The 25,138-nt window shown below is 45.7% G+C and carries 19 protein-coding genes; 6 read left to right on the top strand and 13 right to left on the bottom strand.

What is annotated here, in order from left to right; genetic code table 11:
- Nucleotides 1–324 precede the first annotated feature (324 nt).
- The 3 genes from gcvP to GWR56_RS20535 all read right to left on the bottom strand — a co-directional run bounded on the left by gcvP (nt 325) and on the right by GWR56_RS20535 (nt 5,756).
- Nucleotides 325–3,234 (bottom strand): aminomethyl-transferring glycine dehydrogenase, encoded by a 2,910-nt coding sequence (gcvP, locus tag GWR56_RS08955; protein ID WP_162430773.1) that lies wholly within the window; start codon nt 3,232–3,234, stop codon nt 325–327.
- Nucleotides 3,235–3,349: 115 nt separating this feature from the next.
- Nucleotides 3,350–4,066 carry a pyridoxine 5'-phosphate synthase gene (locus tag GWR56_RS08950; protein WP_162430772.1) on the bottom strand — a complete coding sequence of 239 codons (717 nt, stop codon included), beginning with the start codon at nt 4,064–4,066 and terminating at the stop codon, nt 3,350–3,352.
- Nucleotides 4,067–4,157: 91 nt separating this feature from the next.
- Nucleotides 4,158–5,756 (bottom strand): aminopeptidase P family protein, encoded by a 1,599-nt coding sequence (locus GWR56_RS20535; RefSeq protein WP_202925396.1) that lies wholly within the window; start codon nt 5,754–5,756, stop codon nt 4,158–4,160.
- Between the two features lie 213 nt (nt 5,757–5,969).
- Here GWR56_RS20535 and GWR56_RS08940 point away from each other — a divergent pair, with 213 nt between their 5' ends.
- Together GWR56_RS08940 and GWR56_RS08935 are read left to right on the top strand one after the other, a co-directional pair.
- On the top strand, nt 5,970–6,671 hold the full coding sequence (locus GWR56_RS08940) for a hypothetical protein (protein WP_162430771.1): 702 nt from the start codon (nt 5,970–5,972) through the stop codon (nt 6,669–6,671).
- A gap of 35 nt (nt 6,672–6,706) precedes the next feature.
- A complete protein-coding gene (locus tag GWR56_RS08935) occupies nt 6,707–7,108 on the top strand; it encodes a DUF5655 domain-containing protein (protein ID WP_162430770.1) in 402 nt (133 codons plus the stop codon).
- A 209-nt stretch (nt 7,109–7,317) separates the two neighbouring features.
- On the opposite strand, the gene ahcY is transcribed toward GWR56_RS08935, so the two are convergent.
- The 4 genes from ahcY to GWR56_RS08915 all read right to left on the bottom strand — a co-directional run bounded on the left by ahcY (nt 7,318) and on the right by GWR56_RS08915 (nt 10,244).
- Complete coding sequence (gene ahcY / locus GWR56_RS08930) at nt 7,318–8,634, bottom strand: adenosylhomocysteinase (protein WP_162430769.1); 1,317 nt, start codon at nt 8,632–8,634, stop codon at nt 7,318–7,320.
- A 136-nt stretch (nt 8,635–8,770) separates the two neighbouring features.
- Nucleotides 8,771–9,151, bottom strand: a complete 381-nt coding sequence (locus tag GWR56_RS08925; protein WP_162430768.1) for a hypothetical protein — start codon at nt 9,149–9,151, stop codon at nt 8,771–8,773.
- A 6-nt stretch (nt 9,152–9,157) separates the two neighbouring features.
- Nucleotides 9,158–9,334 carry a hypothetical protein gene (locus tag GWR56_RS08920; RefSeq protein WP_162430767.1) on the bottom strand — a complete coding sequence of 59 codons (177 nt, stop codon included), beginning with the start codon at nt 9,332–9,334 and terminating at the stop codon, nt 9,158–9,160.
- Between the two features lie 58 nt (nt 9,335–9,392).
- Nucleotides 9,393–10,244, bottom strand: a complete 852-nt coding sequence (locus GWR56_RS08915; protein ID WP_162430766.1) for a M23 family metallopeptidase — start codon at nt 10,242–10,244, stop codon at nt 9,393–9,395.
- 201 nt (nt 10,245–10,445) lie between these two features.
- On the opposite strand from GWR56_RS08915, the gene GWR56_RS08910 reads away from it, so the two are divergent.
- A complete protein-coding gene (locus GWR56_RS08910; RefSeq protein ID WP_162430765.1) occupies nt 10,446–10,856 on the top strand; it encodes a BrxA/BrxB family bacilliredoxin in 411 nt (136 codons plus the stop codon).
- Between the two features lie 106 nt (nt 10,857–10,962).
- Here GWR56_RS08910 and GWR56_RS08905 read toward each other — a convergent pair whose 3' ends face one another.
- The 5 genes from GWR56_RS08905 to GWR56_RS08885 form a co-directional block, all read right to left on the bottom strand.
- Nucleotides 10,963–11,592 carry a family 16 glycoside hydrolase gene (locus GWR56_RS08905; protein WP_162430764.1) on the bottom strand — a complete coding sequence of 210 codons (630 nt, stop codon included), beginning with the start codon at nt 11,590–11,592 and terminating at the stop codon, nt 10,963–10,965.
- Between the two features lie 13 nt (nt 11,593–11,605).
- Nucleotides 11,606–14,077, bottom strand: coding sequence for an ABC transporter permease (locus GWR56_RS08900; RefSeq protein WP_162430763.1), 2,472 nt, complete (start codon nt 14,075–14,077; stop codon nt 11,606–11,608).
- A 104-nt stretch (nt 14,078–14,181) separates the two neighbouring features.
- Nucleotides 14,182–16,584 (bottom strand): ABC transporter permease, encoded by a 2,403-nt coding sequence (locus tag GWR56_RS08895; RefSeq protein ID WP_162430762.1) that lies wholly within the window; start codon nt 16,582–16,584, stop codon nt 14,182–14,184.
- 374 nt (nt 16,585–16,958) lie between these two features.
- Nucleotides 16,959–18,335, bottom strand: a complete 1,377-nt coding sequence (locus tag GWR56_RS08890; protein ID WP_162430761.1) for a DUF1080 domain-containing protein — start codon at nt 18,333–18,335, stop codon at nt 16,959–16,961.
- Between the two features lie 19 nt (nt 18,336–18,354).
- A complete protein-coding gene (locus GWR56_RS08885) occupies nt 18,355–19,680 on the bottom strand; it encodes a Gfo/Idh/MocA family protein (protein WP_162430760.1) in 1,326 nt (441 codons plus the stop codon).
- Nucleotides 19,681–20,395: 715 nt separating this feature from the next.
- On the opposite strand from GWR56_RS08885, the gene GWR56_RS08880 reads away from it, so the two are divergent.
- The 3 genes from GWR56_RS08880 (at nt 20,396) to GWR56_RS08870 (ending at nt 24,037) form a co-directional block, all read left to right on the top strand.
- On the top strand, nt 20,396–20,587 hold the full coding sequence (locus GWR56_RS08880) for a hypothetical protein (RefSeq protein WP_162430759.1): 192 nt from the start codon (nt 20,396–20,398) through the stop codon (nt 20,585–20,587).
- 423 nt (nt 20,588–21,010) lie between these two features.
- Entirely contained in the window at nt 21,011–23,494 is a 2,484-nt protein-coding gene (locus GWR56_RS08875; RefSeq protein ID WP_162430758.1) for a M1 family aminopeptidase, read from the top strand.
- A gap of 84 nt (nt 23,495–23,578) precedes the next feature.
- Nucleotides 23,579–24,037: a hypothetical protein gene (locus GWR56_RS08870; protein WP_162430757.1), complete on the top strand. Its 459-nt coding sequence runs from the start codon at nt 23,579–23,581 to the stop codon at nt 24,035–24,037.
- Here the strand turns inward: GWR56_RS08870 and GWR56_RS08865 are convergent.
- Nucleotides 24,026–25,111 (bottom strand): acyltransferase, encoded by a 1,086-nt coding sequence (locus GWR56_RS08865; protein WP_162430756.1) that lies wholly within the window; start codon nt 25,109–25,111, stop codon nt 24,026–24,028. The genes GWR56_RS08870 and GWR56_RS08865 overlap by 12 nt on opposite strands.
- Nucleotides 25,112–25,138: the final 27 nt, after the last annotated feature.

The raw sequence follows: 25,138 nt of genomic DNA, 5'->3' as shown, positions 1-25,138 counted from the left end.
GCAAATTAAAAAGTTATATTCTTAAAGGTTGTAAACGTTAAAATTTCATTAAAGTTACGTGTAAACGCGCTCTTTAAAGCTTAAGTGTTTACGGCAACCAATTCAGACAATATTAGTATAAATACGTAAATAATGTACAAATAGTTGCAAAAGGCAGCAAATGAGAATCATATAACAGGATACCCATTATTCTCCCTTTGCAAAAAGCCAATTTATGCCGCTGCCGGGGAAGGGCGAAACCAATAAAAAAGGCCCCTTAAGGGGCCTTAATTCAGTCATTTTTCACCTGCACATCTGCATATTTACACATCTGCACACCTATCTTCACGTTCCGTACTCGGGCGTAGTTACTTCGCTCTCTTCAAATTCATAGTCGCTTAGCGGGGGGCACGAGCAGATGAGCGTACGATCGCCATAGGTATCATTTACCCTGCCAACCGAAGGCCAGAATTTGTAGGTCGCAACATAAGGCAGCGGGTATGCCGCTTTCTGGCGGGTGTAGGGGTGTTCCCAATCGTTGCCGGTGATCACTGCGGCGGTGTGCGGCGCGTTTTTCAGCGGGTTATCTGTTTTATCAGATATGCCGTTTTCTACATCCGTAATTTCGTTACGGATAGATATCATCGCGTCGCAGAAGCGGTCAAGCTCGTGTTTTGGTTCCGATTCTGTTGGCTCTATCATCACCGTACCCGCAACCGGGAACGATACTGTTGGCGCGTGGAAACCATAATCCATCAGGCGCTTGGCTATATCTACAACCTCTACACCGTAAGCCTTAAATGACCTGCAATCCAATATCATTTCGTGCGCGCAGCGGCCGTTAGCGCCGGTGTACAACACATTATAATGATCTTTTAAGCGTGTTTTAATATAGTTGGCATTCAGTATGGCGTAACGGGTTGCGTTGGTTAACCCGTCGGCGCCCATCATGGCAATGTAAGCGTGCGATATGATCAGGATAGATGCAGAGCCCCATGGTGCTGCAGATACGGCGTGGATGGCTTTTCCGTTATCGATATCAACAACGGCATGGCCGGGTAGATATGGCACCAGGTGCTTAGCTACACCAATCGGGCCCATGCCGGGGCCGCCACCGCCGTGCGGTATACAAAAGGTTTTATGCAGGTTAAGGTGGCAAACATCAGCCCCAATATTGGCAGGGCTTGTTAAACCTACCTGCGCGTTCATGTTGGCGCCATCCATATAAACCTGCCCGCCGTTTTGGTGGATGATCTCACATATCTCGATAATACTTTCCTCGAACACCCCGTGAGTTGACGGGTAAGTTACCATAAGGCACGAGAGCTCGTTCTTGTACTGCTCTGCTTTTGCCTTCATATCGGCAACATCAATGTTACCGTTATCATCGCATTTTACTACAACAATCTTCATCCCTGCCATAGCTGCCGATGCTGGGTTGGTACCGTGTGCCGATGATGGGATCAGGGCGATATTGCGGTGATGGTCGCCCCTATCGTTATGATAAGCGCGGATAACCATTAAACCCGCGTATTCGCCCTGCGCACCTGCGTTTGGCTGCAGGCTCATGGCTGCAAAGCCGGTAATTTCGCTCAGCCATTTGTTCAGTTCGTCAAACAACTGCATGTAGCCGCCAACCTGATCGGTTGGTGCAAAAGGGTGCATCTTGCTAAACTCGGCCCAGGTAACGGGTACCATTTCGGTCGTCGCGTTAAGCTTCATGGTACACGAGCCCAGTGCGATCATTGAGTGGCAAAGCGAAAGGTCTTTAGCCTCCAGCGATTTAATGTAACGCAGCATTTCGTGTTCGGAATGGTGCGAGTTAAACAAGCTGTGTGTTAAGTAAGCCGAGGTGCGCTGCAATTCTGCAGGAATAATACCTTCAACATTTTCCTTCAGTGAATCAAAATTTGAATCGGTAAGCGTTTTACCTTTTACCTTGGCAAAGAAACGTACAAGTGTCTTGATATCCTCGGGCGATGTAGTTTCATCAACAGAGATGGTAACCACGGAACCGTTATAATTCAGGTTTGCTTCATTGTTCAGCGCTTCTGAATGCAGCGGGCCCCCCAACGGGCCAACGTCAAATTTCAGGGTATCAAAATAAGTTTCGTTCAACTGCTCATAACCAAGGGCTTTTAACGAGTTAGCCAGCAGAACGGTTAACCCGTGTATGCGTTCGGCTATGAGTTTAATACCTTTTGGACCATGGTAAACCGCATACATACCGGCCATAATGGCGAGTAATGCCTGCGCTGTACAAATGTTTGAGGTAGCTTTATCCCTGCGGATGTGCTGCTCGCGGGTTTGCAGCGCCATGCGCAAGGCATAGTTACCGGCACTGTCTATGGTTACGCCAATGATGCGGCCGGGGATGGAACGTTTATATTCTTCTTTAGTGGCAAAAAATGCCGCGTGCGGGCCGCCAAAGCCCATTGGTACGCCAAAGCGCTGGGTGCTGCCCACCACAATATCGGCGCCCCACTCGCCCGGCGGGGTTAGCAGCACGAGGCTCATGATATCGGCAACAACCGTAAGTTTTATATTTTTATCGTGCAGGGCGTTCGCAAAATCCGTATAGTTATAAACGGCCCCGTTACCTGCAGGATATTGTACAATTGCACCAAACATATCGTCGGTTAATTGTACGGTGCGGTGGTTGCCAATCTGGAGTTTAATGCCGTAAGGCTCGCTGCGTGTTTTTAAAATATCGATGGTTTGCGGGAACAACTCTTCCGAAACAAAGAAAACAGTGGCCTGCTGGTTTTTGCGCAGGCTGTATTGCATAAACATGGCTTCGGCAGCTGCCGTGCCTTCATCAAGTAATGATGCATTGGCAATTTCCATCCCGGTTAAATCGATAACCATAGTCTGGAAATTCAGCAGGGCTTGTAAACGGCCCTGGGCGATCTCGGCCTGGTATGGGGTATATTGGGTATACCACCCCGGGTTTTCAAGGATGTTACGCTGTATAACACCGGGCACAATTACATCATAGTAGCCCTGGCCTATGTACGATTTAAATACCTTATTTTTTGAAGCTGTTTGCCTTAGCGTATTCAGGTAATCGAATTCGCTTTTAGCTGCCGGCAGGTTTAGCGGGGCCTTAAGCCTTATCCGGGCCGGTACGGTTTCATCAATTAATTCATCAAGCGAATTTACACCGACAGTTTTAAGCATTTTTTCGGTATCTGCCTGGTTTGGCGCTATGTGCCTTTGCTGGAATTTTTCCTGGTAATCTACGTTCAGCTTCATTGAAATGGTTGTCCCTTAAAATTTATCGCAAAGGTACAATTTAGCTGTTGAATAACAATCAGGTAATACGATAGTGACAGTAGGTTTACCAAAGGAAAAATAGGCGATGTTTACACTAAGCCAGCTGCCTCAAATACATCTGTATAGTATTCTCTAAGCCATAGTACAGGGCATCGCTGATAAGAGCGTGGCCTATGCTTACCTCATCAAGCGCGGGTATGTTTTGCGCGAAGTATTTAAGGTTGTGCAGATCAAGGTCGTGGCCGGCGTTGATGCCCAGGCCACGTTTATGTGCGGTTTCGGCAGCCTGTACATAAGGTGCTATGGCTTCGTCTTTATTGGTTAGGTAGTTGTGTGCATAAGCCTCGGTGTACAGTTCAATGCGGTCGGTACCGGTGGTGGCTGCGGCCTCAATCATGTCCACAACGGGGTCGACAAATATGGATACGCGGATGCCGGCATCTTTAAAAACGCTAATGATATCCCTTAAATATTGTTGATTGGCTATAGTATCCCAACCATGGTTTGATGTGATCTGCCCTAAAACATCGGGCACCAGGGTTACCTGCTCGGGTTGGTTAGCCAGTACCAGGTCCACAAATTTTTGTTCCTGGCAATTACCTTCTATATTAAACTCGGTGGTTACAACCTTTTTAAGGTCAAAAACATCCCGGTAACGGATATGCCTTTCATCCGGGCGCGGATGTACAGTTATACCCTGCGCGCCAAAACGTTCGCAGTCGTTTGCAACCTGTACCAGATTTGGGTTGTCGCCACCGCGGGAGTTACGCAGGGTAGCAATTTTATTAATGTTGACGGATAAGCGGGCCATAGTTGTTAATATGAAGGGCAAATATCATTAAAATAGCTTAAAACAGGAAAGCCCCGACAAGTCGGGGCTTTCCATATATATTAAAGTCTTCCTATTTAAGCGGCGGGAATTTCGCACCGTCAAATATACTTTTTTCCGCGTCCATTTTTTCAACGTCCTGCCATTTTCTGGGCGCATCTAACGATAAAATAGTGCCCTTATCTTTGCCGATAACTACATCGTCTTCGATACGTACACCTATGTTCCACCATTTTTTATCGCATTTGCTGCCCGCAGGGATATAAATGCCCGGCTCAACTGTTATCACCATGTTCTCTTCCAGGTTGCCTGTGTACGAACCTTTATCATGCACATCAAGCCCCATGTGGTGCGATACGCCGTGCGGGTAATAGGTACGCAGCTCTTTCGCTTCTTTTATGATACCGAGCTTTATTAAACCAGCGGCCAGTATTTCGCCCGTTTTTGCTTCCAGGGACGAATATGGCACACCTGCTTTACACAGTTTAAACACTTCTTCCTGCGCATCGTAAACTATTTGGTAAATAGCCTTCTGCTCTTCGGTAAACTTGCCGGTTGGCGGCACCGTGCGGGTAACATCGGCCGAGTAGCCATGATACTCCGAGCCTACATCCATCAGCACCAACTGGTTGTTCAGCACCTGCTCATTATTTTCTTCGTAATGCAGGATGCAGCCGTTTGCACCTACACCTACTATCGGCGGGTAGCCTTCGTTTTCGGCGCCGTATTTGCGGTGCACATACATTAATATCCCTTCAAGCTCGCGTTCGCTCATGTTTGGTTTTACGGCGCGCATTACCTCGGCATGGGCAATGCTCGATAATTGCACCGATTTGCTCAGCAGCGTCAGTTCTTCGGGCTGCTTAACACCACGCAGTTTGGTTGTGTATTCGGTAAATAAACCTGCATTACCAAAATCGGCCTTTATTTTATCTTTAACACTTAGCAATGTGGCGGAGTCGGGCTTAGCAACCAACTCCTGTATTATAGCACTGTTTTTATGGGCATCGTCTTCAAGGCGGGGCTTCATAAAATTCATTATCTGTGTTAAATTCTTCGGTGTGGCATATTTAGTAATGATATTAAAATCATTCATCAGGCCTTTATCCAGATCCCGGATCGCGGCCTTGGTTTTAAATGTGCTTATTAAAGCCTTCAGGTCGCCTGTGGCATCGTCGTTAAGGTTGTCATATATAACAGCGCTGAATTTTTTAAAATCGACCGGGAATTTGGCAAACTCGCTGCCATTGTAAACCCTTTTAAAACCCAACTGGGTTTTGGCACCGTCAACACCCATGCGCCTGCCGGTCCATTGCTCCTGCTGCGGGTTGCGCTTGCGCACAAAAAGCACTTCGTTATAGCTGGTATCGCCGGTGCCCTGCATATCCTTAAATATCAGCAGGGCGGCATCAGGTTCTTTATATCCCGAAAAATAATACATATCGGGGTTTTGGTGAAAAACGTAGTTTACATCGTTAGAGAATACCTGCTCGGGGTAGGCGAATACTACTGCTACCGAGTTGGCGGGCATCAGGTTGCGCAGCGCCTGGCGGCGGCCGGCATGAAATTCTTTGGTAAGATAATCTTTTGGCAGGTTTTCCTGCGCAAAAGCTGTAAAGCTGCCCAGGCACACAGCCACGGCCGTGATAAAGGTTTTAGTTAATAGTTTCATTATAATTAGGTCTTTAAAAACGGCTTAAGTTACAAATAATATAAAATAAATTTATGCGATTATCACCTGTTTAGACCAGCCTGTACCTGTAAACCATTATAATATTTCAATTTTAGCATCCAAAAGCAAACCATTATTAATGAACTATTTACTAATCAACTTTGATTTTTTTATATTTATTTTACATTTATAAAAAAGCAGCCAGTTAATATTATGATGAAGTATTTATATGTATTGATTTTATTAGTTTTTTATAATAGCTCATTTGCCCAGCAAATAAATGGTGTTGAAGGGTTGCAAATTGGAAAAACAGAAAGCGAGGTCTTATCCGCATTAAAAATAGATCCGAGTGTAGTTATTGACGGTTCGTTAAAAACAATGAAGTTTATTGAAAAAAATAAAGATAAAGTGTTTAAGGTTATATACGATCCGCTGAGTCCTTTGGTGAAAAGTATATTAGATTCAAAACTCGACCTCGATGCTTCACTAAATAAACTTTACATAAAAAAATGTAAAGACGCGGTTAGTTACAGCATACCCAAATACGAGGTTTATGGTACCACTTTAAACAATATTATTTTAACTTTTTATAAAGGATCGTTAATTAAAATTCTTACCGTAGATAGTAAAGGCGATAATAACCAGTTTTTAGCTGTTTTTGAAAGTAAATATGGGGAGGGCGAGGTTAACGAATCCAAGTCTGTTTTGGATGCGTGCGGCAATTATTCCCTGTCAAAATCCAACACATGGAAAACGGGTGACCCTGATATATTAGCCATAAATGTAAAACATGATTATTGTATAAAAGAAGACGATCAGCCTAAACAAGTGATCGAGAATCGTTTTGTTATACAGTACAGCGCGTTGTATGAGGCCATGTTAGCCTGTGCTAAAACTGGCGAAACTATTAGATAGCCAACCGCAAGGCTTCGGCCTCACATATCTGTTATATGCCCTACAACTGCCCCAAATGCGACCGCGAACTACCCAGCGAAAGCCAAAGGCATTACTGTGCCAGGGTTAGCCTCGACGACCTGTTTAAAGGCAAGCCCGAGGAGTTATTGCTACTGTTTGATAAACTGCTTGCCGAAGTTGCCGACTGGCCCGATGTTTTGGTAGGCACTACCCCAAACTGCATCACCTTTGTGCATAGGCAAACGTTTTTTGTTATCCGCCCCATGCAAAAAGTGCTGGACCTAAAGTTTTACTCGGCCACCCAAATAACCGAGCCGCCGGTTTACAAAAGCATTGCTACGGCAGGCAGGTTTCAAAACAACATCAGGCTGAGCCATACCGGCGAGTTGCGCCCGCAATTGTTTGGGTGGATAAGGGGATCTTATGAGTTGCTGTAAAACGTGTTTGTCATCCTTACGGATAGCGAGGATCTACCGATAAACCGTGAACCAGCGAATAGGTACTTCACTCTCGTTCAACATGAAAGGCCATAGACGCGAAGTATCGCGTCTCTACAACGAAATGCCGATATACTCCGGCATAACGCTTGTAAACAAAAAAAGGGACATGGTCTAAACCACATCCCTTTTTACTTTTTACTTTAAACTTAGTACCTGTAATACTCCGGTTTAAACGGACCATCAACAGTCACGCCGATGTACTCCGCCTGATCCTGGTCTAAAACTTCAAGTTCAACACCAATTTTTTCGAGGTGCAAACGCGCAACCTTTTCATCAAGGTGCTTTGGCAGCGTATAAACTTTGTTTTCGTAAGCATCACCGTTTGTCCAAAGCTCAATTTGAGCTAAAGTTTGGTTGGTGAACGAGTTACTCATTACAAAGCTTGGGTGGCCGGTAGCGCAACCCAAATTCACCAAACGGCCTTCGGCCAGTACGATCAGGTCTTTGCCATCAATGGTGTATTTATCAACCTGTGGTTTTATCTCGATCTTGCTATCGCCGTAAGCGCCGTTTAACCAGGCCATGTCAATCTCGTTATCAAAGTGGCCTATGTTACAAACAATGGCTTTATCCTTCAACGCGCGGAAATGCTGCTCGCGAACAATGTTTTTGTTACCTGTTGCAGTAACTACAATATCAGCCTCGGTTATAGCAGTGCTTAATTTTTTCACCTCGAAGCCTTCCATTGCTGCCTGTAACGCGCAGATAGGGTCAATTTCGGTAACGATAACACGTACACCTGCGTTGCGCAAGCTATCGGCAGAACCTTTACCCACATCGCCGTAACCACAAACAACAGCCACCTTACCGGCCATCATTACATCGGTAGCGCGGCGGATGGCGTCAACCAACGACTCGCGACAGCCGTATTTGTTATCAAATTTCGATTTGGTAACCGAGTCGTTTACGTTAATGGCAGGCATTGGCAGTGTGCCCGCTTTCATGCGCTCGTACAAACGGTGTACGCCTGTGGTGGTTTCTTCAGATAAGCCTTTAATGCCATCTATCAGTTCAGGGTATTTATCTAACACCATGTTGGTTAAGTCGCCGCCATCGTCCAGTATCATGTTCAATGGTTTGCGGTCTTCGCCAAAAAATAAGGTCTGCTCAATACACCAGTCAAATTCCTCGGCGTTCATACCTTTCCAGGCGTAAACAGAGGTGCCCGCGGCAGCAATGGCAGCAGCGGCATGATCTTGTGTAGAAAATATATTACATGACGACCAGGTAACTTCGGCACCCAGTTCTATCAAAGTTTCAATTAAAACAGCGGTTTGGATGGTCATGTGCAAACAGCCCGCGATACGTGCGCCCTTTAATATCTTAGCGGGGCCATATTCTTTACGCAGCGCCATTAAGCCCGGCATTTCGGCCTCGGCCAATTCAATCTCTTTGCGGCCCCAGGCGGCCAGTGAAGGGTCCTTCACTTTATTTTTAACGTATGCAGTTTCTACTGATGACATATTATTATTTTTTTGAACTGCAAAAATAGTGATTATAAATATTTTAATGAAATAGGTTGCGTTATGATTACCCGGCAATTACACAACCTCAGGAGGTGGACCTTAAGTTTGGTGAAACCGATGTGGACAGGAAGCATTAGGCTTGTTTGGTAGAAAAATCGTCGGAGCTGAATACTAAGTAGAGCAGCAAGGCTGCTGATGCGTAGGCCCAAAAAGAGTTGAATACAAACAGGGTCGATTCGCTGCCGCTGCTGATGTCGCCGCCCAAAAAAGGGTATAGCATAATAACGGCAAACGAAAGACAATAAACAAGGGCGAAAATTATAACGTGCCTTATTTTACGGGCCAATTGCCTCTTGTAGCATATAAGCAGAAAGCCTGCAACGGCCAGGTACTGGCAAATATCTTTCAGGTTACTCATTTGTATATAGTATAACCCGTTGTGGCTGCCTTGTATTAAAAAGTAATAGCCAATACGTGTTATAATAACCCAAAAGCAAAGAATAATTATTTTCATATTGCGTTAGGCGCACGCGGTAAACCGGCCCTGCTCGTCACAATACCCGCATCTGCCCACATGGTCTGCCTCGCATATTTCTTTAAGGGTTAAATCCTTCTTATCCTTTAACTGTGCTTCTTCAGATACAACAATAATTTTCCCTTTTTTAGCCAATTCGTCTTTTTTAAGTTCGTCTTTCATTGTGATAATATTAAATTGTATAACTAATATAGGCAATAATAAACTAAAAAAACACTTTCTAAAGATTAATACTCAGGTATTGTTTGGGGTTAACCGGATGGCCGTTGCGTCGTATCTCGTAATGCAAATGCGGGCCGGTGGAACGCCCTGTTGAACCAACTTTGCCAATGATATCGCCAACGGTAACCCGTTCGCCTTCCCTTACATTTATTTTTGATAAATGCCCGTACCAGGTTTCCAGGTTATTGGCATGGCGTATTTTTATGCAATTGCCGTACCCTCCTGCCCTGCCTGCGAATATCACCCTGCCGCTGGCTGTACATTTAACGGGGTCGCCTCGGTGGCCTTTAAAATCAATGCCGGGATGAAACTCCTTGCCGCCAAAATCAAATGGATTGCCGCGCGAACCAAAAAAAGAGGTGAACGAGCTTAATCTTGGATAACCCATGGGGGTAAACGCTATATTATTTACAAGTTTATCCAGATAACTGCTAAACTCGGCGTATAGCTTGGTTTCGTTGTTAGGTTTATCGCTAACGTTTATTTTTTTAAACGATATACTGCGCAAACCACGTTTGTGCATAAAATTGTTTATGATCTTTAGCTTAGCCTGTATGTCCTGTATGTACGATACGGCTTTGCTGCGCTGGCCTTCCTTTTCGGCATTTAGCAACACCGCGTCCTGCGATTCTTTATCAATTTGTCCCTGTAATGCAGCTATCTGCGATTGCAGCCTGCTGTTCTCCTGCCTTTGCTGCGCACTTTGCGAGCTAAGGCGCACAATGGCCGTCATCAGTACCATTACTACTATTAATACAGCGGCGATTGTAAACTTAAGCGAGTTAAAGTGTTTTGCCTTTACTTGTACTACGCGTGGCTGGGCGCTATCTTTTCGTGTAATAATTCCCATACCTAAAACATTGATTTTAAGTTCATTACAATAGTGTTAATTAGGGTTAACAATATTAAAAATGCAAGATAAAAAATAATTCTTAAAATGCCTGTAACCGTTATTATAACCGAAACGTCAATTATTGCGGATTATTCTGATAATGGGTTGTTTTTATTTTGAATTAAGTATTTTTGTGCTGAATATAAGCGAAGTAAAATTATGTACCCAGAATATTTAGTTGCCCCAATGCGGGAAGAATTGACCAGAGTTGGTTTTGAGGAATTAAAAGACGCGCAAGCTGTTGAGCAAGCTATAAAAAGCGAAGGCACCGTGTTTGTGATGGTAAACTCGGTATGCGGGTGCGCAGCAGCCAATGCCCGCCCTGCAGCACGTATGGCCGCAGCTAACGAAAAACACCCGGACAAACTGGTAACCGTTTTTGCAGGCATGGAAACCGAGGCTGTTAACGCTGCCCGTAACCTGATGCTGCCATACCCTCCATCGTCGCCATCAATGGCTTTGTTTAAAGATGGTAAATTAGTGCACATTATAGAGCGCCACCAGATTGAAGGCCGCCCTGCACAAATGATAGCGGATAACCTGATCGGCGCATTTGAGCAATATTGCTAAGGTTTAGTGATGAGAGATTTGTAATCAGAGATCAGTTTCTTTGATGTTTATAAAAAGGTTCGATGCAAAACATCGAACCTTTTTTGCGCTTGCAGTTTTAAGTACGCTATTTGGCGTTGGTGATCTTTAAATTTTTCCAGTCGCCGGGCGAGCCGTTGCCTACCCAGTAACCAATTTTGGTTCCGCCCGTTTTAAGCAGGGGCTCGACCGTTAAGGAAGCTTTTTGCTGGCCGTTCACATACACATCTACCTTTGCTGGCGTAACCGTTATACGCACGTGAAACCACGCATTAGGGTCGGGTGCGGGCACAACCGCCTGTTCATATTTGTTCGGATATTTTTCGCGGAGTATAGGCCAGTCATATTTTGGCGGGGCGATGTACTGCACCCCATGGCTCTTTCTAACCGGGTCGACAGCCAAAAAATTGAAGGGCCTGAAATACACACATTCGTAAGTACTATCGTTTAACCCATGGTACGCTACGCCTACAAAGCTGCCCTGCATCTGGTCGTTGCCTTTTACATCAAACTCTATTACACCATTGGTAAATTCCAGGTTATTGATCCATGCCATGCCCGCGTTGTCTACGCCGTTTAGGTGCAAACTGCCATCGCTTGCAAAACTCGCCTGGCGGTTAACAACGGTTAAGTTGCCGGCTTGCGGCTTAACCTGCTGGGCAAAGCAGTTAATGCTGTACAGGCAGGCTAAAAAAATCAATGCTTTGTACTTTTTCATAACTAATATCCTTTTATTCCGCTCTTAAGCTTTTTACCGGGTTGGCTATGGCAGCCTTTACCGCCTGCAAACTAATGGTTGCCAGCGCGATGACAAATACCGATACCATTGGCACAATAAAGAACCAGATACTAAAATCAATACGGAACTTATAATTCTGCAGCCATTTATAACAACCCCAATACGCCAGCGGTATTGCAATAGCGTTGGCAATAGCCAGTAATTTCACAAAATCTTTTGATATGAGCAGTAAAATATTGGGTATGGATGCACCCAACAGTTTACGGATGCCTATCTCTTTAACCCGCTGGCCAATGGTAATAAGCGTTAGCCCGAACAAACCCAGGCAGGCAACCAATATAGCCAGCCCCGAAAACAAACTGAATACCTGGCCAAAGTGCTGCTCGGTTTTATATTGCTGGTCAAAAAACTCATCCAGAAAAAAGTAGTCGAAAGCAGCATCGGTGAAAACGGCCTTATAAGTTTTATTGATCTGAGCGATGGTGGCAGGCATGTCGGTCGTGTTTACCTTCAACTCGTAGTGGGTTACGCTGGATGGGTCTATCAGCCTGAAAACCGTAGGTGTAAACCCTTCTTTAAGCGATGTTTGATGGAAGTTTTTTATCACCCCTACAATGGTATTATCAAACACCCTGCCGCGGCCATTTTTGGTCTGGATGATTTTACCCACTGCATCCTGCGGGCTTTTATACCCTAATGACAGCACCGCCGCTTCGTTCAGCATCATTAACGACCCGTTGGTTTGCACAGCCGAATCAAAATTACTGCCGGCTATTACTTTTACCTTAAACTGGTTTAAAAAACCGCCGCCTATTTCAAGGGTTGGCAGCCTTATCCTTTTTTCGCCCGCTGCTACCTCAGGGCGGCTGTAAGCCATGATGTAGTTAATAACTTCGCCGGGTATTGCCGATGATGAGGTAACGTTTTGCACGCGCGGATTACGCATTATCTCCGTCTGGAAAACGCTGTCCTTATGCATAAAACTCATAGCCTCGGCATCGTTATCCCTCACAATTTGCGGCGCCCTTATAACAAGGGTTTGGATCATGTCCATCCCCTTGTTGGCGCTTTTCATGTAATTAACCTGCCGGTAAACCACAAGGGTGCCTATCATAAAAGCTATGGTGGCCACAAACTGAAAAACCACTAACGATTTGCGCAGCGATATACTTTGCGCGCTGGTTTGAAATTTACCTTTGAGTATCTGTACAGGTTTATAATCAGAAAGTACCAGCGCTGGGTAAAATGCCGAAAGCACAATCCCTGCTAATAAGCAGCCTGCAAAGCCTGGTAAAAAGGCGGGGTTTTTACACAGCGTAAATTGTATTTGCACACCGCATAAAGCGCTAAACCAGGGCATTAATAAAATTACAGCAAATACCGCCACGATTAAACTGATGACATTCAGTAATGCCGACTCAAACAAAAACTGAATGATAAGCTGAACGCGCTGCGAACCCAATACCTTGCGTATGCCCACTTCGCGGGCACGTTCTATTACCTTAGCGGTAGCAAGGTTGATGTAATTGATATAAGCGATGACCAAAATCAATGCTGCTATAATACCCATATACCAAACCATATTGCCATTGCCGCCGGCGCTTATCTCGTCGGTAAGGTTCGAGTACAGGTGAATATCGCGCAGGGGCTGCAAGCTTAGCGCTATGTTGCTGATGTTGGTTTTCCCCAGGGTAAAGCTGGTGTTGTTCAGTTTATCCTTACCCGCTACATGATTTTTGATAAAGGCAGGCAGCATGGCCTCAAAACGTTTGTAATTTGTCTTTGGCGACAATAAAAGATAGGTGTATGAATCGGCGTAAAGCCAATCGCCCGCGTGCGGATCTTGCGATACCAGGAAATCAAACTGCAGGTGCGAGTTGGCGGGCACATCTTTACAAACCCCGGTTATTGTAGCCGTGATATTCGTTCCCGAGATTTGCTGCTGTATCCTGATGGTTTTACCAATGGCATCGGCGTTACCAAAATATTTTTTCGCCGTACTTTCGGTTACCACCACGGTGTTTGGGTTGCTTAGCGCGTTAACAGTCCCCTGCACTAAAGGGAACGAAAACACTTTGAGGAACGATGGTTCCACCAGGTACAAACGGCGCTCGTTAAACGCAACTACATTGGTGCCCAATTGTGTGCTTACCTGCCCTTCGAGTTTAGAGATACGGGTTTGCTCTTCAACGCCGGGCAGCTCTGCTTTTAAGGCCGGGCCAACTGCCGAGTAGGTTTTTGGCAGGTTTTCAATTAAATTCCCCTGGCTGTAGTTCTGGTGCTTTACCCGGTATATCCGATCGGCATTAGCTTGAAACTCATCGTAACTTAACTCAAAGCTGATGTATTGTACAATAAGCATACACGCCACCATACCAATAACCAGGCCCAGTATGTTGATCAACGAGAATAGCTTTTGACGGGATAGTACACGCCAGGCCATTTTTAGATAATTATTAATCATGATGTAGAAATTCTAAATCCTAAACGCTAAATCCTAAACTCTAAATCCGGAATTCTAAAGCTGAAATTAAATCCGAAATCGAACATCCGAAATCCGAAATCGAATTACTCTGTTTTTAAACTTTTAACCGGGTTGGTTAACGCGGCTTTGATGCTTTGATAGCTTACCGTTAATATGGTGATGCCAATAGCGCCCAAAGCCGTAAGCCCGAATACCCACCACGAAAGTTCGGTGCGATACTTATAATCCTGCAACCAGCCGTGCATCAGGTAGTAAGCCATTGGTATGGCTATTAAAAGCGATATACTTACCAGGATAACAAAATCGGTTGACATAAGGCGCCACAGGCTAAACACCGACGCGCCAAGCACTTTTCGTACGCCTATCTCTTTAGTGCGCTGCTCGGCCATGAACGATGCCATGCCAAACAAGCCCATACAGCTTATAAATATGGCTAATAGGGTAAAGAAACCGGCCAGCTTACCCACCCGTTCCTCATTAGCAAATTTTTGAGCGTACTCATCGTCTGTAAACTTATACTCAAAGGGGCTCCCGGGATCGTATTGTTTAAACACGGCTTCAATTTTAGCCAATGCTTCGTGTGTGCTTTTTTTGGGGTTCAATCGTATATCTATAGTGCCTTCGGACCCGTTAGACAATATTAAGATAGTTGGTTTTACAGGCTCATACGGCGATGACATCACCATATCTTTTATTACGCCTACAACTTTATATTTCTTACCCCAGTCGATAATTTCGCCAACCGCATGCTTAAAATTCATAAATTTTGCTGCCGACTCGTTCAGTATCATTGCTGATGTATCGCTGCCAAATTCCCTCGAAAAATCACGGCCTTCAATAAGTTTCCAGTTGGCTACCTTGCCAAATTCGTGCGTTACACGCATGGTTGCAAAGTCGTCCTGCAGGTCGGGCGACTTACCGCGCCAGTTTAAACCGCTGTTGTTTGAATAAACCCCGGTTAACGGGCTGTTTGATTCGGCAATTTCTACGACAGTGCCGCTTTGCAGCAAGTCGTTACGTACCGCAGCAAAACTATTGTGTATATCGTCTGATTTCATGCTTACCTGCACCAGCCCTGTACGATCATACCCTACCGGCCTGTTTTTGGTGAACTGCACCTGCCTGAAAACGATAATGGTCCCTATGATAAGGGTTGCCGATACAAAAAATTGAAGTACTACCAATACCTTACGCGGCAACGCGGCGTACCTGCCCGCTTTAAAGGTACCTTTCAAAACCTTAACCGGCTGGAAAGACGACAGGTAGAACGCGGGGTAACTCCCTGCTATAAGCCCGGTGAACAAGGCAAAGCCCAATCCCATTATCCAGAATACGGGGTTATTCCATAACACCTGAACGGTTTTAGAAGCTACCTGGTTAAACCATGGCAATATCAACAGCACCAGCACTATAGAAAATAAAAATGCAAAGCCCGTTACCATTAACGATTCGCTAAAGAACTGGCCTATCAGCTGGCTGCGCAGCGAGCCCACCGTTTTACGGATACCTACTTCTTTTGCACGTTTCTCTGACCGGGCGGTGCTCAGGTTCATAAAATTGATACAGGCAAGCAATAGCACAAACATGCCGATAATGCCAAACAACCATACAAATTGTATCGCCCCGCCGGTGTTAATGCCATCCTTAAACTCCGAGTACAGGTGCCATTTATTCATCGGATGTAAAAATATCGCAGGCTTGGCCGCCGCGCCTACCGAGTCGCCCTGCGCCGCAATGTTTTTTTGCTTCAGAGGCTTTATCCGTTCATCAACCTTTTGTATGTCAACGTTATCGTTTAACTGTGCAAACAACTGAAAAGAGTTGTTGCCCCACCGGGTTGCAGCGTTCTTTAGCCAGGGCTGTGTGGTCATATAAAAATCCCAGGGGATAATTACATTCAGATCATTAAACGTAGTGTTGTGCGGCAGGTCTTCGTAAATGCCGGTAACCTTAAGCAATTGCTGGTTATCTATCTTAATGGTCTTGTTCATCGGGTCGGCATCACCAAATAGGGTTTTGGCCACCTTAGCCGATAACAGGATGGACGACGGATCTTTTAACCCCCCGCGTGTCCCCTTCAGCATTTTAAGTGACAGCATATCCGGCGCTTCGGCCTGCATAAAGTTGCCCGTTTGCGTAATCTTTTTATCGCCAACGGCAAGTATATGTTCAAATGTCCAACTGGAAAGCACCATATACTTAAAGTCTTTACCCTTGCCGGTATAATCTGTACGCAGCAGCGTTCCTAAAGGGATGGGTATAGAGGTTTGGCTGCCTACGATGCCGTTAAAGGTTTGGTGCTGCCAAACCTGCACTATTCTATCGCGGTTTTTAAAATACTTATCATAAGATACCTCGTCCCATATCCAAAGGCCTATCAGCATAGCTACCGCCATACCAACCGATAGCCCGGTAACATTAATAAACGTATGCGCCTTGTTTTTTAACAGGTTGCGCCACGAAATTTTTAGATAATTTTTAAACATTGCCCTACAGTTTAGTTTATTGTTAGTTAGCAAGCAAGCTTGCTATAAGGAACAATATAACATACGTGCCAAAACCACAACTTGTTGATTATAAATGATTTATAATGAAAAGCAACTCGTCAACCGTTCGTAAACGGACGGTACGGTGTTCGGTTATAAACTTTTTAAAATGAGCTGTTTAGGTGTATGAGAGAGCGGGAGTGCAGCCTGAGCCTGTCGCAGGGTGTGCGGCGGACATAGTCCGCTCGGTTCGACAGGCTCAGGATGACATCTTACATGATCTGTCATCCTGAGCGATAGCGAAGGAACTAATACCGAACTATGCATGTCGGTTATATGCCGGCGATCAGATGCACCATGACAAAGACAAAGGGTTATTTTAACTCTTTAATCTTCACGTTCCTGTAATCCACGTCAAAGCCGTGGTCCTGTAACAGGATGTGCCCTTCCTTAGCTTCGCCAAAATCTTTCCAAACCTTGTATTTGCTTATGGCTACCAAGTCGCGGTAGGCTTTGGACCCACGGTCGTATTCCAGCACCTTAATACCATTCAGATAATGCACTACATGGTTATTTGGCAAAACCACAATACGCCCGGTATTCCATGAGCCGATGGGGTGTACAAAGCGGGGTTGTTTTTTTGCAGGGATCAGATCATACAACGATGCCAGGGTGCGGTTACCATCCCGGCCCAGTTTGGCATCGGGGTGCACGGCATCATCCAGCACCTGGTACTCCAGCCCAATGGCCGAGCCTTGTGTTTTTTCATCAAGCGTAACAAAGTATTTAACCCCGCTGTTAGCCCCCCGGCTCATCCGGAACTCGAACGACATATCAAAGGCGCTGTACATTTTATCGGTAATGATATCTCCGCCGTTGGTAGCCTCGCCGCCGTTAGCGCCGATAACAGATATCATCCCGTCCTCAACCTTCCACCCTTTTGCCGGGAAGGTAGCCGCGGTAGCGCTATGCCATCCCGCGCTGGTTTTTCCGTCAAATAAAAGCTTCCAGCCATCCTGTTTTTCGTAAGCCGACAAGGTGTTATGTTGCAGATTAACCACGTAAACATCCTTCGCAAAGGGCTGCGGCTGCAGGTTAGTAGTTTTTATACGGAGGTTTTTAAAGAATATCTTCTTCCCTGCCTGCCCGGCATCGTTAATGGCGTGTACCTGCAATCCGATGAAACCTTTGGTATCTATGGTATCAATAACGTAAGCTGCTGCTATACCATTTATCCATGTCTTTGTAGTGTTGCCAATGCACTCAATTTTAATGTGGTTAAATTGTCCGTTCTTCCAGGCGTTTTGGGCTTTGGCGTTTAGCTCCATTGGGTAAAGCCAATCGCGGCGGCCCTCGTCGTATATCCCGCCGCTCCATTTGCGGTCGCTGGGGTCAATTTCGCATTGGCGACCATAAACCAGCCCTTTCCCATTATGCCCTGCCGGATCAAAATGACTGCGCAATTGTATGCCCGAGTTGGTCAGGTTGCTTTCTGTTTTAGCATCAAGTTCTAAAATAAAATCGCCATACTCCTTTTCGGTAACTAAAAAAGTATTACCACTGTTTAATACGGCAGTGCCGGTTATGCCGCCATTCTCTGCTTTATATTCTGCTTTGCCGGCCAGTATTTTCCAGCCGTTAAGATTTTTACCGTTAAATAAATTGGTGTAGCCGGCTTTGCTTTGCGCCGATGTAGTTTGGACACCGGCGGCCATGGCTATAGCAAGCAGGTAGGTTGTTAAGTTCTTCATAATATATTTCAGGCTGATGTTAAACTTTTAAAGTCCATCCGGGTTCGTATTCGCGGCCCCAAAGTTTGGCCGCTTCGGCATCGTGCAGGATATGGCCATTAGTGGTATCCAGATTCAGCACACGGCCTACGCGCTGGGCGATATTACCCAACTGCGGTATCACGGTTGATTTATGACCGTTTATAATGGTTTGGTTCAGCTTTTCGGTGCCGCGTATGGCGTTCACAAAATTTTGCAGGTGCACGCGGTCAAGCATTTCAGTAGGGCTTACTTTGTTAGCAGCATCTACCGGGGTTTCATCCTTTATTTCTTTTACCAGTTTGTTATCATAATCATAAACCTGGTAGCCATTACCGCCCCCATAATAAATAGTACCGTGATCGCCATAAAATACAACACCACGGCCCACTCCTTCAGAATTAAAGCCGTTGCAGCTGCGCCCCTCCCATGATAGCGCGGTGTTATTCGGAAAGTTTACCAATATGGTTTGCGTGTCGGGGGTTTCCCAATCATCCTTAAAAGCAAAGCGCCCGCCGGATGATGTTACCCGGTTTGGGAAATCAACCCCAAGCCCCCAGCGCATTACATCAATTTCGTGCGTGCCGTTGTTCAGCGCCTCGCCGGTGCCCCAGTTCCAGTGCCAGTGCCAGTTATAATGGATCAGGTTATCTTTATAAGGCCTGCGCGGGGCATACCCCTGCCATAGTTCGTAGTTTAAGTTCGACGGCACGGGCACTACTTTACCTACCCCTATGCTTTTGCGGTTATTAACATACCATCCCCTTGCAAAATAAGCCCGGCCAATAATGCCGGCATGCAGCTCGGCAACCATTTTCTGTACATTATCAAACGAGCGGCGCTGACTGCCCATTTGTACCAGCCGGTTATATTTGGTGGCCGCGGCTATGGCAAGCTCGCCTTCGTGCGGGTTATGGCTGCAGGGCTTTTCTACATATACGTGTTTACCCGCCTGGCAAGCCAGTATGGTAGCAGGCGCGTGCCAGTGGTCGGGCGCGGCTATTACCAGGGCGTCAAGGTCTTTTTTCTCAAGCAGTTTACGCACGTCGGTAATCCCGGTAGGTTTTTTGCCGGTTATTTTTTCGATATCGGCGATGCATTTAGCCATGGCAATGCTATCTACATCGCATATATAACCAATTTCTACATCGGCCAGGGCCGCTAACTTTTGGGCAAGGAAACCGCCCCGGCTGTTAACTCCCATTACCCCAATGATAACTTTTTTATTTGGCGACCCCGTGAAGGTACCGGCCGCTGCTAATTGCGATCCAATTAAAAAACTGGTGCCCGTGAGGGCTGCCCCCTGGATAAATCTTCTGCGTTGCATAACAATAGGTATTAGTGATGTATAAGCACAATTGGTAAAAGCTAAAATAGTAGTTTAATCATAAAATATGCGGCAGGGTAGCGATTTTATTACATAAAAGCCACCCGTACTTGCGTTGATGTTCATAAAGCACAACACTTCATTTGTTCTTCGTTAGGAATGGCAGTGAGTTGATGGATCGTCAGTGGATGTACTTTCCCCCTTTACAGCGGCCTTTCTATCGAGATTGCCACGCTACGCTCGCAAGGACGTGTCGGTGGGGAGTTGTGATTATGCGTCAGCAAAACAGCTTCGGGCGAAAGCGGGCAGAACGATGGTGGCCTTGAGCGAAGGCAAGGGCATAGCAATACTTGCCTGAAGCGCATGGCCAGGTGCGAACGAAGTTGGGGCAAGATTTTGCAGCCCGTGGTTCTGCCTGCTTTGCGGGGGAAAAAGGCCTTGTGCGGCAGAGAAGCCTTTTTGCTGACTTGATCTTTGGTTACTTTGTATCAAGACAAAGTAACAGCCCTCCGCGGCAATTGAGCGGACTACCGTTCATGAAAGCACAACACTTTATCTCTTCTTCGTTAGGAATGGCAGTGAGGAGTATGAATCGTCAGTGGATGTACTTTTTCTTTTCTCTCAAAAGAAAAAGTACCAAAAAGAAAAGTCGCGGCTGCGTCCTGTTCTGTGAAAGGAAGTGCTTTAGCAATCGCTATACTACCCGAACAGGCCAATGCCGCAGTTTGAAGGTGTTGTTAAGGCAGTGCTTTTTCTTGCGGATTGCTTTTCTATCAAAGATTGCCGCGCTACGCTCGCAATGACGTTAAAGGGATTGTGTTTCCACATCAGCAAAGCAGCTTCGGGCGAAAACGGGCAGAACGATGTGGTCTTAAGCGGAGGCAAGGGCATAGCAATACTTGCCTGAAGCGCAGGGGCGAGGTGCGAACGAAGTTGAGGCAAGATTTTGCAGCCCGTGGTTCTGCCTGCTTTGCAGGGTAAAGGCCTTGTGCGCAAAGAAGCCTTTTTGCTGACTTGATTTTTGGTTACTTTGTATCAAGACAAAGTAACAGCCCTCCGCGGCAATTGAGCGGACTACCGTTCATGAAAGCACAACACTTTATCTGTTCTTCGTTAGCAATGAGCTGACGTTCGGTCTGTCAGCACTCCTATTGGTATAGGGTTGGGTTATCCCTAATCATTACATATTATTAAAATACTAAAAACACCCCCCTTTTAGGGTGAATTACTGTATAAAACCGAACATAAATATATTTTTGCAATGTTAAATCCGATAAAAACTAATACTTTAGCTTTTATTATGCATGCATATCAATCAAACTATTAACATATGAAAACTCTTTACGCTGCTATCCTGATCAGCAGTATCGGCGCACTAACCCTGAACAGTGCATCTGCGCAGCAAACCGCAGCCCCGCAGGAAGATTCTGCAATGAAGATCTACCGCGAAACTACACCTAAGATCAACGACCTTGTACATACCAAGCTCGATGTACGTTTTGATTATAAAAAACGCTATATGTATGGTAAGGAGTGGGTCACTTTAAAGCCGCATTTTTATGCTACCGACTCGCTGCGTTTAGATGCACAGGGTATGGATATCAAAAATGTATCAATTGTAAAAGCGGGCAAAAACACACCGCTAAAATATACTTACGACAGCCTGACCATTGATATCAAGCTTGACAGGGTGTACCATAACAACGAAAGCTATACCATTTATATCGATTACACGTCAAAGCCAAACGAGCTTAAAGCTCAGGGCAGCGCCGCTATAACCGACGCGAAAGGTCTGTACTTTATTAACCCCGACGGCACTGAAAAAGATAAGCCGACACAGATATGGACACAGGGTGAAACCCAAAGTTCATCGGCATGGTTCCCAACTATTGATAAGCCAAATCAAAAAACGACCGACGAGATCAGCATGACTGTTCCAAAAAAATATGTTACGCTGTCAAACGGTCGCTTAGCTTCGCAAAAGCTTAATGCCGATGGCACCCGTACCGACACCTGGAAAATGGAGTTACCGCACTCGCCATATTTATTTATGATGGCCGTTGGCGATTTTAAAATAACCAAGGATACCTGGAAGGGTAAAGAAGTGAGCTATTACCTTGAGCCTAAATACGCCCCTTACGCAAGGGATATTTTCGGCTTTACACCAGAGGTGATCGATTTTTATTCGAAAACCCTGGGTGTTGATTACCCATGGAACAAATACTCGCAGATTGTTGTGCGCGATTATGTAAGCGGCGCTATGGAAAATACCAGTGCTACCCTGCATGGCGATTACGTACAGGCTACCAAACGCGAACTAATAGACGCTTATTACAGCCAGGGCCGCAGCACCATTGTACACGAGCTGTTTCACCAGTGGTTTGGCGATTATGTTACAGCCGAAAGCTGGAGCAACCTTACCGTTAACGAATCGTTCGCTGATTTTAGCGAGACCCTTTGGGCCGAGCACAAATACGGTAAAGATGCCGGCGACGCGCACATTAACGGCGACAGGCAGCAATACCTGAGCCAGCCAAACCTGAAAACCAAGGACCTGGTACGTTTTCATTACAACGATAAAGAAGAGGTGTTTGACGCGGTTACCTACCAAAAAGGCGGCAGCATACTTTACATGCTGCGCAACTACCTTGGCAACGCAGCATTTTACAAAGGCTTAAATATTTATTTAAAAACAAACGCGTTCAAAAACGGCGAAGCGCACCAGCTGCGTTTGGCAATGGAAGAGGCCAGTGGCCGCGACCTGAACTGGTTTTTTAACCAATGGTACTTTGGCGCAGGGCACCCTATTTTAAACATTACCTATAAATGGGATGACGCTACCAAAACGCAAACAGTTTACCTGAACCAAACACAGGATGGCAATGTATTTATTTTACCGCTGGCCATTGATGTTTACGCGGGTGGTAAAATGGACCGCCGCAAATTCTGGATGCGCAATAAGATTGATAGCCTGGTGTTCCACTCGGCTACTAAACCAAGCCTGGTGAATGTTGACGGCGACAAAATGCTGCTGGCTAAAAAAACGGATAATAAATCGCTTGACGAATTTGTTTTCCAATATTTTAACGCGCCGTTGTATTTAGACCGTTTTGAGGCTATTACCGCCGCCGCCAAGCAACAATCAAACGCCGGGGCGCGAAAAGTGATCATTTCCGCCTTGAATGATAAGTACTACGAGCTGCAAATAAAGGCCATTAAAGCGGCTGATATGACCAACGACGATGTGCGCAACGCGGCCCAACCAATATTAGTTAAACTGGCGCAAACCGACCCAAATACTTTAGTTAGGTCCGCTGCTATTAGTGTATTAGGTAAATTAAAAGCATCGGGACTTTCTAATTTGTTTAAAGAATCATTAAAAAGCCAGTCGTATGCGGTACAGGGCGCGGCTTTAACTGCATTAAGCCAGCTAAACCCTGCCGATGCGGTAGCCTTAGCCAAAACATATGAAAAAGACAGCGAAGGTGCTTTAACCCAAGCCATACTAATGGTATATGCGACCGGTGGCACCGACGCCCAGTACGATTATGTATACAACGCGTTTAACGAAGGTGCACCGCAAACTCAATTTAACATTATGTCGAAGTTTGCGGAATTTACCGGCCGTGTCAGCGATCCGGCTAAAGCACAAAAAGGCATTAAAGCTATTGCCGATTTTGGTGTTAAGTACAAAAAATATGGCATTGCCCCACAGGTGGTGCAAATATTAAACGGCGTTAAAGAAAGCCGTGCCAAACTTAACGATACTGCATCGGTTGCCGCTATTGATAAGGCTGTTGCCGAATTAAAATAAACCGCGACAATAAATTAATTCTATTCAAAGCCCCTTCAAATAACGAAGGGGCTTTTTTTGTACCCCGTATTGTAGTATTATTGAATGATGAACGGAATAGTAGATACCATTAACCGCAAACCGCTGCGCGAATTGCTGGTTACATTGGATGCAGGTACGGCCCCCCTTTGGGGCAACATGAATCCGCAGCAAATGATTGAGCATTTGATAGACCAGGTGCAGTACACCAACGGTACAAAAATACCTACCTGCGATGTATCGCCCCGGCAAGCTGCCGCGGCCAAACAACGCGGTATATATACCGATGAGCCAATACCACGGAATGTAATATTAGGCAAGCTTCCTGATTCTCTTCTTTATCCGGATATGCAAGCGGCTATAGATCAATTAATGGCCGAACTGGAAAGCTTCGACCGCTTTTTTAAAGAGCCCGGCATAACTGTGCTGCATGGTGGTTTTGGCCCGATGAATTATACCGAATGGCTGATATGGCACCACAAGCATTTCACTCATCATTTAACACAGTTCGGCTTAATTTCTTAGTGCCCGCTTTCGCCTTTCGGTTAAATATCTCCGCACCGGTGTATCATAAAATACCATTACCAGCCATGCCACACCCACCAGAATGATGATACCTGCTATAATAATAAGGGCTAACTGGCTGGTGCCGGGTTTATGGCTGCTGTAATAGTTGCCGAACATCCATATCACGGCGTAATGGGTCATGTACAGCGGATAGGATATGTTACCCGAGAAGTTACACAGCTTTTTAAGCCCCGGCGACAGGGTAGCGCCCGCCCCTAATGCTACAATCAGCGGGAAATAAAAAAGTACCACCAATGGCTCGGTGATCCAAACCAAATTATTAAAAGGCATCACAAATGGCAATACCAGCAATATGCTTAAAACGCCAAACCCCAGGTTAGATCTAATGATCCATTTTGAACGGTAAACAAGCAAACCTGCCAAAAACGAATAAGAGATGCGGGCGCTGCCGTCCCAAAAGTTTGGGCCGCCCCACCCGCCCATGATATTGCCGGCGCGGTAAGTAACCAGGCAAAGCGCAACTGCCGATACTATTGTTAACACAAGCAGCCACCGGCGTGCTAAGCGGTAAAGTACCAGCGCATACACAATATTGGCCACGTACTCCCAAAACAACGACCAGGCAGGGGCGTTAAAACTAAACAGGTTAAACGCGCGGTCGGCCACTACCGGGTAAGGGATAAGCAAAACAGAACTTATAAACACCAGTATGATCTTTCCGGCGCTGTATAATTCGAGATGGCCGCCGAAAGGGTCGAACAGGAAACTAAGCAGGCCCAACACCGAACCCAGTATAACCAGCGGGTGCAGCCTGATAGCCCTCGACTTAAAAAACGCTATTGCACCCATTTTACCAATACGGTCGTCATAGGCATAACCAATTACAAAGCCCGATAAACAGAAAAAGAAATCGACCGCCAAAAAGCCATGCGCCAAAAAATTTTGCGGAGGGAGGTAAACCATTTCCATAAAATGAAAAGCTACCACCGCCAGGGCCGCCAGCCCCCTTAACCCGTCAAGAATTTCGAAATGCTGTTTTGTTTTTAGTATACCGGGGGTTAGCTTTTCCATACAGCTTCAAGGATACCGAATTATAAT

The organism is Mucilaginibacter sp. 14171R-50, from assembly GCF_010093045.1.
GTDB lineage: Bacteria > Bacteroidota > Bacteroidia > Sphingobacteriales > Sphingobacteriaceae > Mucilaginibacter.
Note: the sequence above shows the minus strand (reverse complement) of the source record. Positions and strands in the feature narration are given on the sequence as shown.